At 64.4% G+C, this 9,260-nt stretch carries 6 protein-coding genes and 3 pseudogenes; 1 reads left to right on the top strand and 8 read right to left on the bottom strand.

Going from position 1 to position 9,260, the window contains the following annotated elements; all coding sequences use genetic code 11:
- A pseudogene (locus RHBS_RS19165) lies at positions 1-1,082 on the top strand (NADH:flavin oxidoreductase/NADH oxidase); the annotation flags it as partial.
- Positions 1,083-1,091: 9 nt separating this feature from the next.
- On the opposite strand, the gene RHBS_RS19160 reads toward RHBS_RS19165, so the two are convergent.
- The 8 genes and pseudogenes from RHBS_RS19160 to RHBS_RS19130 all read right to left on the bottom strand — a co-directional run.
- A complete protein-coding gene (locus RHBS_RS19160) occupies positions 1,092-2,051 on the bottom strand; it encodes a D-2-hydroxyacid dehydrogenase (RefSeq protein ID WP_128646235.1) in 960 nt (319 codons plus the stop codon).
- A gap of 2 nt (positions 2,052-2,053) precedes the next feature.
- Positions 2,054-3,484, bottom strand: a complete 1,431-nt coding sequence (locus tag RHBS_RS19155; protein ID WP_237669442.1) for an MFS transporter — start codon at positions 3,482-3,484, stop codon at positions 2,054-2,056.
- A gap of 112 nt (positions 3,485-3,596) precedes the next feature.
- Positions 3,597-4,793, bottom strand: a complete 1,197-nt coding sequence (locus tag RHBS_RS19150; protein ID WP_121869481.1) for a M20 family metallopeptidase — start codon at positions 4,791-4,793, stop codon at positions 3,597-3,599.
- A complete protein-coding gene (locus RHBS_RS32350; RefSeq protein ID WP_374700632.1) occupies positions 4,790-4,933 on the bottom strand; it encodes a hypothetical protein in 144 nt (47 codons plus the stop codon). Before RHBS_RS32350 ends, RHBS_RS19150 begins: the two co-directional genes overlap by 4 nt.
- Before the next feature lie 14 nt (positions 4,934-4,947).
- A pseudogene (locus RHBS_RS19145) lies at positions 4,948-5,904 on the bottom strand (PLP-dependent aminotransferase family protein); the annotation flags it as partial.
- Between the two features lie 236 nt (positions 5,905-6,140).
- Positions 6,141-7,264: pseudogene (locus RHBS_RS19140) on the bottom strand (M24 family metallopeptidase).
- Between the two features lie 276 nt (positions 7,265-7,540).
- Entirely contained in the window at positions 7,541-8,254 is a 714-nt protein-coding gene (locus RHBS_RS19135; RefSeq protein ID WP_237669436.1) for a GntR family transcriptional regulator, read from the bottom strand.
- A gap of 15 nt (positions 8,255-8,269) precedes the next feature.
- On the bottom strand, positions 8,270-9,260 hold a 991-nt coding region (locus RHBS_RS19130), incomplete at its 5' end, for an aldehyde dehydrogenase family protein (protein WP_128646234.1).

The following is a 9,260-nucleotide window of genomic DNA, read 5'->3' as shown; positions in this document are numbered from 1 at the left end:
CCGAACCGGGTGTGGATGGCACCGATGTGCCAGTACTCGGCCGACGAGGCCGGCGACCACGTCGGCGTCGCGGGCGACTGGCATCGCACCCACCTGGTGAGCCGGGCGATCGGCGGTGCCGGATTGATCATCACCGAAGCCACGGCGGTGAGCCCGAGGGTCGCATCAGCCCGTCGGACCTGGGCATCTGGAACGACACCCAGGCCGACGCGTTGGCGAAGATCGTCGCCGAGATCTCGTCCTTCGGAACCGTCCCGGGCATCCAGCTGGCTCACGCGGGGCGCAAGGCCTCGACCGCTGCTCCCTGGCTGGGTGGCAAGTCCTTGCCGGCCGAGGACCCCCGAAGCTGGGAGACAGTCGGCCCCAGCGCGGTTGCGTTCGGTGACTACGCGAGCCCACGGGAGGCGACGACCGAGGACATCGCGAAGATCGTCGACGACTTCAGGACGGCCGCCCAGCGCGCGCTGAAGGCCGGGTTCCAGGTCGCCGAAGTACACGGCGCGCACGGCTATCTGCTGCACCAGTTCCTGTCCCCCGCCAGCAACACCCGTACCGACTCGTACGGCGGCGATTTCGCGGGCCGCACGCGGCTGCTGATCGAGGTTGTCGACGCCGTGCGTGAGGTGTGGCCGGCGGAGCTTCCGGTCTTCGTTCGCCTGTCGGCGACGGATTGGCTCGACGAGCCGGTCGATCCCGAACGGGCATCAGGGTCAGCCGAACTGGAGGCCCCGAGCTGGACGTCGGATCAGACGGTGGCGTTGTCGCAGATCCTCACCGAGCACGGGGTGGATCTGGTCGACACCTCGACCGGAGGCAACGCCAGGGCCCATATTCCGGTCGGTCCGGGCTATCAGGTTCCGTTCGCGAGGCGCATCCAGAACGAGACCACCATGCCCGCCGCCGCCGTCGGCATGATCACCGAACCCAAGCAGGCGGAGGAGATCGTCTCGCTCGGCGAAGCGACGGCCGTGCTGCTCGCGCGTGAGCTCCTGCGTGACCCGTACTGGCCACGGCGCGCCGCCCGGGAACTCGGCGTCGATATGCTCCCGGCCGTGGCACCCCAGTACGAGCGGGCCTACTAGCAACTGCTCTCAGGACGGCACGAAGCCGAGTTTCTTGTCCACCACATTGCGCAGCGGTTCGCCTCGGAAATGCCGAAGTGCGTTGTCCACGAACAACTCTGCGAGCCGCTGTTTCCACCCCGAGGCATCGCCGCTCATGTGCGGTGTGACGATCACGTTCTCGGCCGTCCACAGTGGATGGTCGGCCGAGAGCGGTTCGGTCTCGAACACGTCGAGTGCGGCACCTGCGATGTGCCCGGTGGCCAGGTGCGCCAGCAGCGCCTCGGTGTCGAGCAACTCCCCGCGGCCCACGTTCACGATGCGTGCACCGGGCTTCATCGCGGCCAGCACCGAATCGTCGATCATTCCTCTCGTCTGATCGGTCAGCGGGGCGACCAGCACCAGGTAGTCGGCCTGAGCTACCTCGGACGTCAGGTCGGCGCTGGCATGAACGCTGCCGAAATCTCGGTCGCCCTCTCGCGCCGTCCGGCCCACACCCGAGATCGACATTCCCACCGCTGCCAGCAGACTCGCGATGGCGCGCCCGATCGCACCGGTGCCCACGATCATCGCGTGGGCACCGTCGATGCGCTCGGTCTCGCGGTGCTGCCAGACCTTCGAATGCTGCAGTGCGCGCGAACGTTCGGAGTCCTTGGCGAACGCCAGAATCTGGGCCAGCACAAACTCCGCGATCGGGCGGTCGAACACTCCCCGCGAATTGGTCACGATCACATCGGAATCGACCAGGTCGTCGAACATCAACGAGTCGACTCCTGCGGCGGCGATGTGGATCCATTTCAGAGAGCCGCAACGCGGCCAAGCCGATTCGACTGCGGGAGAGAAGAAATCCCACAGGAGCAACGCGTCGGCACCGTCGAGCGCATCGCCGAGGGTGTCGGCGGTGGCGTACCGGACGTCGGCGACCTCCGCGACGGAGTCGAGCCCGTCGGGAAGATCGCCGGCGTGCAGAACGACGAGAACCGGTGCCATTGCTACTTCTTCTTGTATCCGACGAGCTCGACGCCGGACGCGGCAACCTCGTCGTCGTTGTCGCCGGGGCACTGGGTTCCGCGCAACGAGCGGCCTGCGGTTTCCGGCATCAGCAGAATCGGCACGAAGGCGATGGCAGCCGCGATCATCATGTACCAACCCGGAATCAGGTTCGACCCGGTTCGGTCGATCAGGAACGTCAGGATCAGCGGAGCCGTACCGCCGAAGAGTGCCGTCGAGACGTTGTATCCGATGGCGAACGCTCCGTAGCGCACCTGAGTGGGGAACAGCGCAGGCAGGGTCGACGACACACAGGAACACATGATGACCAGCAACACTCCGAGACCGAGCAAACCGATGCTCTGGCCGATCAGTCCGGTGTTGATGATCAGCAGGAACAGCGGAACGCTGAGCACGAAGTACCCGACGCAGGCCGCCAGCAGCAACGGCTTTCGGCCCACCCGGTCGGACAGAGCGCCGATGGGGTTGATGATCGCCATCATGATGATCATGATGGCCACGAGGGTGAAGTTGGACTGAGTCGTGCTGTGCCCCAACGTGTCGCTGAGATACGAGGGCAAGAACGTCAGCACGGTGTAGTACGCGATGTTGAGGAGCAGCACGAATCCCATCAGGATCAGGATTCGCTGCCAGTACGTCATGGTGGTCTTGAGCGAGGCCATGGCCCCACCTGCACCCTCTTCGACCGTGCCGCCGTCTTCCTTGGCCTCGGCGAACACCGGAGAATCCTCCAGGCGGGTCCGCAACCACAGCGCGACGATGCCCAGCGGCAGCGTCACCAGGAACGGGATTCGCCAGCCCCATGCCTCCATCGTCTCGTCGCCGAGCCCGACGTTGAGCAGGGTGCACAGGGTGGCACCGCCGACGGTGCCTGCGAGGGTGCCGAATTCGAGGAACGATCCGAAGAATCCGCGTCGTTTGTCCGGCGCGTATTCGGCCATGAACACTGCTGCGCCGCCGTACTCACCACCGGTGGAGAAGCCCTGCACCAATCTGCAGACGAGCAGCAGCAGCGGTGCGGCGATGCCGATGGTGTCGAATGTCGGCAGCACACCGATCGTAGCCGTGGCCAACGTCATCATCGTGACGGTCAGTACGAGGACCTTCTGACGACCGATGCGGTCGCCGAGTGGGCCGAGCACGATGCCGCCGATGGGGCGAATGATGAACGACGCGGCCAGCACGGCGAATGTGGAGAGCAGGCTCGCTCCCCCGTCATCGGACGGGAAGAAGTTGGCGGCGATGTACACGGCCAGATAGCCGTACACCGCGTAGTCGAACCACTCGACAGCGTTTCCGAGTGCTGATCCGCCGATCGCTCGGTGCAGAATCTTCGTCTCGTTCGGGCTCAGCGTGTCGGTGCTCGGTGGGTATCCGGTAGGCGTAGTCGCCGACCCTGATGTTTCGGTCACGGTTCCAATACCTCTCGCTTTTGTACAACGTGGAGCGTCGGTTTGGTTCTTCGCAGCGTTCGACATTACGACGGTGCCGATCGTGCGTTTCGGCCAACCCCCTCCTCGGAAGCTAAAGACCAGCTAGCGCACCGATTCTGGTGGCTATCAACGCGTACGCCCTTGCGCTGTCGGTCAATTGCTGCACGGCCACCGATTCGTCCGGCCGATGTGCCTGGTTTTCGATCTCCCCCGGACCGAGCACGACGGTGCCTATACCCATCTGTTGCGCGACGAAACCCCCGTCACAGGATGCAGTCCAGATGTCGGTGACAGTTTCGGATCGAGCGTCGAGAACCGATTGCACTGCGGTACCGACCAATCCGTCGTTCACGCTGGTCAAGAAGCCCGGCATCTCCATCGCGACGTCGATCGTCACGTCGATACCGGATCCGGTGACGTGCGCGGCCTCGATGCGTGATCGCAGGTCACCGACGACATCGGCCGCCTTCTCGCCCGGCAGTAGACGGCGATCGACGGTGAGTACGCAACGATCGGCGACCATCGAGGTCCCCGTCCCACCGGATATGGTTCCCACGTTCCAGGTGGCGGGCCCCAACTCGGCGTCCGGGTTCTCGTCCAGCTCGATCTGCGACTCCTCGATGATCGCGATGATGCGCGCTGCAGCCGCTATGGCGTTGGCACCGTTGCGAGGTTGTCCCGCATGTGCTGAACGGCCACTCACCTCGATCTCCAGATTCGCGGCACCTCGGCACCCGACAATGGTCACCAGATCCGTCGGCTCGGCCACCACGCAGTGGCTGTAGTTCCGCGGAGGTGGATCGGCCACGAACGCTCGGATGCCGAGACCGGTGTCCTCCTCGTCGACCAGACACGCCAACGTCATCGGGTGTACGTCGGCGAGACCGGCTCGGTGCACCGCGTTCATCGCAGCCACGACGGCGGCGAGGCCGCCCTTCATGTCGCACGCGCCGCGACCGACAATTCGGCCGTCTCGAACCACGGCGGAGAAGGGGTCGGTGGTCCAGCCCGTCCCGGCGGGAACCACGTCCGAGTGCCCGACGAACAGCACTCCCGGCCGCTCGTCGGATCCGATCGACACGATGACGTTGGGCCGACCCGGAGCCACTTCGACCGTCCGAACGTCGAATCCCAATGCACGACAGTGATCGGCAAGGACTTTCGCGGATTTCTCCTCGGTGTCGCCGGGGTTCTCGCCGCCGGCGTCGATCAATGCTGCCGTCAGCGAGACGATCTCGTACTCGTCGATCGAATCGAGCAGAGCGCGTTCGGTATTCGAGACGGTCATCGGGTGGGATCGGAGGCGAGCAGGTGCTTGGACTTCTCCACTGCCACGGCGAGCCTTCTGATTCCCTCCTCGATGCGTTCGGGTGTCGAGGAGGCGAAGCACAACCGCAACGAATCGTGGAACTTTCCGCCCACCGACAACGCCGGCCCGGGTATGTAGCCACGCCCTCGGCCAGTGCCGTCTCGAACAGGTCCTGCGTCGAGAAGTCGACATCGTTGCCGCGCAACGTCGCCCAGAGAAAGAAACCTCCCTCGGGATCCGTCGTCGACATCGACTCGCCGAAGTGCTCGGCGATACTGTTCTGCATCGCGATCTTGCGGGGCAGGTACACCGAGGCCAACGATCGAAGATGCTCGTCGAGCAGGCCGCGCCGGATGTACTCGGCCACCATCCGCTGACCGGGCAAGTTGGTGCACGTGTCCATGGCCTGTTTGGCGTTGACGATCAACTGCCGCGCCTCGGGCGCGGCGTCCACCCACCCCACTCGCAGGCCGGGAGCGATCATCTTGGAAAAGGTCCGTACCGAGAAGATCAACGGATCGTTCGGACTGAGCGTGCCGAAACTGGGAATCGGATCACCCGAGAAGCGGAGCAGGCCATAGGGATCGTCGTCGAGAATCACCGAGCCCCACCGATGTGCCAGTTCGATCAACAGCTTTCGGCGTTCGAGCGACATGGTCACGCCGGACGGGTTCTGGAAGTTGGGGATCACGTAGATCATCTTGGGCAGGCGACCCGCGCGCTCGACGAGTTCGGGCAACGCCTCGACGATGAGTCCGTCACTGTCCATCGGGGCCTCGAGAATGTCGCCTCCGTAGCTGAGCACGGTGGCGGTTCCGTTGGTGTACGTGGGACTTTCGACGATCACCAGGTCGCCCGGATCGACGAGCAACTTGCAGGCGATGTCGAGACCCTGCATTCCGCCGGAGGTGATCACCACCCGATCCTCGGTCGTGGGTTCTCCCACCGAGTCGAGGTAGGAGAGCAACGCGTCGAGCAGGCCCGGATCACCCTCGGTAGCACCGTAATCGAACGCGTCCGCGGTGAGTACGCTGCCGGCTATCTCTGTGAACGCAGCGGCCGGAACCGTCTCGGCTGCAGGAGATCCCATGGCGAATCGAACGATGTCGTGCTTCTGTGCAGCGAGAAGCGATGTCGACGAGTCGATCACCGAGCCCACCAGCTTGTCGGTGCGGAGGGCCCAGGGAATGCTGCTTGCGGAGCGACCCTGGGTGGCAGGAGTGGAGCCTGCGGAACGACCCTTTGTGGCAGGAGTGGAGCCTGCGGAACGACCCTTTGTGGCAGGAGTGGAGCCTGCGGAACGACCTCGAGTAGATGCGGTCATGCTCACTCCTTCGTCAGTAGTTCTCGGGGGTATGCGGTGAAGGTCTCGAGGCCGTTCTCGGTGACGCGAACGGCCTCGGATACCTCGTATCCGTAGTCGTCCATCCACATTCCGCCGATGATGTGGAAGGTCATGTTCTCGGCAAGTACCGTTTCGTCGTCGGTTCGCAGGCTCACGGTGCGCTCACCCCAGTCGGGTGCGTAGCGATGCCGATCGAGTAGCCGATGCGCGACGGCTTGTGCAGTCCGTGCTTGGCCAAGCTCGTGTTCCATACCTGCGCCAGGTCGGTGGCGGTGACGCCTGCCCGCACGGTCGCGAGCACGTCGTTCAATGCTTCCCCGGTGGACTTGGCGAGGTAATCCAAACGTGGGCTCGGCTTTCCGAGCACGATCGTCCGGGCCATCGGGATGTGGTATCGCCGAAACACTCCGGCCAGTTCGACGACGGTGGTCTCGCCCCGCACGAAGGGTTGATGCGACCAGGTCAGATGTGGGGTGTCGGCTCCGGCACCGGTAGGCAGCATCGGGACGATGGCCGGGTGGTCGCCGCCGAACTCCGGGGTGCCGCGAACCTGTGCGTTCATGATGGCCGCGGCGGCGTCGCACTGCCGTTCACCGACCGAGATCGACTGGTACGCAGCCGACATCGCCGACTCGCAGACCGTCGCGGCACCGCGCATCAGGGCGATCTCCGCAGGCGACTTGACCACACGTACCCAGTTGATGAGCTCGTAGGAGTCGGTGAAGCGGTACTCGGGCAGTGCCTTGACCAGTGCCTCGAATGCCTTGGGACTGAAGTAGTACGAGTCCATCTCGAGACCCACCTGGCCGTGCTCGAAGTTGTTCACCAGTCCCAGTTCACGCAGCTTCGCGGCGACCCAGACGAATGGGTGAGTGTCTCTGCGCTGCACGAAAGTCTCGGGGTAGCCGAACGTCCGATCCTGCGGAAGCCACGACGTGCGAAACGCGCCGTTGGCGTCCATCTCGCGAGCGAAGAAGTACATCTCGCCGTCGAGCGGTACGTAGAGCATCTGCGGGGTGTAGAACGAGAGCGCGTTGTACCCCAGCAGGTAGTAGAGATTTGCGGGATCGGTGACGATCAGAGCCGTGAGGTTCTGCGCTGCCATCCGATCGCGGACGGCAACGAGGCGGGCCGCGTACTCCTCGTCGTTGAACGTGATCGGCGTGCTGTTCGGTACGTCCGGGTACCGAGCCAGTCCGGGAGCGGCCCGTCCTACGGTCTCGTCGGGACCGAGTGCAGTGACGTAGCAACGTCGGGTGAGTCGTTCACGGGCACCCCCTTCAATGGGGTCGATTTAGTAGATTGTTGACAATCAGGCTAAGCGCTGATGAGAGAGGTGCGCAAGACTTCGGGTGTAAATGCTGTGTTGCGAGCCCGGAAACTATCCCGGCGTGGCCAGCGCCGAGTGTTCGGCCTGTTCCTCGACCATGGCACGGGTCAGGTCGTGGATGGCGGTGTCCATGTGCTCGTGTACGCCCTTTTCCAGTGCGTCCCAATCCGAACCGAGCAACAAGTCGACGATCAGCTGATGTTCCTCCACCAACGCCTCGGGCCGGTAGTACGCGGTTTCGAGGTTGGCCATGCAGATACGCGCCTCCGCAGCGAGCGTGGCGTACATCCGCGACATCCGGCTGTTGCGGGTCGCCGCAACCAGGGCGGTGTGAAACGCCAGATCCCGTTCGGCAAGACCTCGCCAATCCGCCCGATCGATGAACGGCTGCATCTGCATCACGATGGCCGAGAGCTCATCGGCAGCCGAGACCAAGCGCGCGCGATCCCCGTGCACCAGAGTCCACGCGGCACCGACCTCGATCGCCGCACGGGATTCGTAGATCTCGGCGACATCCTCACTGCTCAGCTCGACGACGAAGACACCTCGATTCCGGTAGCTGACGAGCAACCCCTCCTGATTGAGGCGCTGCAACGCCTCCCGCACCGGCCCCCGCGAGATCTCGAGTTCCGCGGCGACGTTGGCCTCGTTGATCTGCTCCCCCGGGGCGTAGGAGCCGTCGATGATGCGGTCGCGAATCTGGTCGGCAATGACCATCGACGTGTTGCGTGCGTCGATGGGCGTCAGTCGTCTCGAACTGGGCATGATCGAAAACCTCTCTCAGCCTCGGGGAATGGCGAAGTATTTGTACTCCAGAAACTCGTCTATTCCGACTTTTCCGCCCTCGCGGCCGAGTCCGGACTGTTTGACGCCACCGAACGGCGCAGCCGGATTGGACACCAGACCCGTGTTGAGGCCCACCATGCCCACCTCGAGGCGCTCCCCCATCCGCAGAGCCCGGTCGATGTCCTGGGTGAAGACGTATCCGACCAGTCCCCACTCGGTGTCGTTCGCGAGGGCGATCACCTCGTCCTCGGTGTCGAACGGGACGATTGCTGCCACCGGTCCGAAGATTTCCTGTGACATCAGATCCGACGCCGCATCGACGTCCGCGAGTACCGTCGGCGGGTAGAAGTAGCCGGGTCCGTCCGGGGCCACTCCCCCGACGATCGCACGTGCACCGCGCCCGAGGGCGTCGTCGACGAGTGTCTGCACCTTGGTGCGGCCCGCGTCGTCGATCAGCGGACCCACTTCGGTGCCGTGCGCACTACCGGCCCCCACCGACAGCGCACCCATGCGCTCGGCGAGCTTGTCCGCGAACTGCGCTGTGACACTGCGGTGTACGAAGAATCGGTTGGCGGCGGTGCATGCCTCGCCCATGTTGCGCATCTTGGCGACCATCGCACCGTCCACGGCACGCGCGAGATCTGCGTCGTCCATGACGATGAAGGGTGCGTTGCCGCCGAGCTCCATCGAGGTGCGCATCACCGTCGATGCAGCTTGTTCGAGCAGGATCTTGCCCACCGCAGTCGATCCGGTGAAGCTGATCTTGCGAGCCGCACCGCTACTCATCCACGAACCCACGACACCCGACGCGTCGGTGGTGGTCACGACATTGACCACTCCCGCCGGAACACCCGCATCGTGCAGGATCCCGGCCAGAGCCAGTGCTGTCAGCGGCGTTTGCTCGGCCGGCTTGAACACCACGGTGCACCCTGCCGCCAACGCCGGGCCGATCTTACGAGTGCCCATGGCCAACGGGGAAGTTCCA

Source organism: Rhodococcus sp. BS-15, assembly GCF_000813105.1.
Taxonomy (GTDB): Bacteria; Actinomycetota; Actinomycetes; order Mycobacteriales; family Mycobacteriaceae; genus Rhodococcoides.
This window is presented reverse-complemented; position numbering and strand designations above follow the sequence as displayed.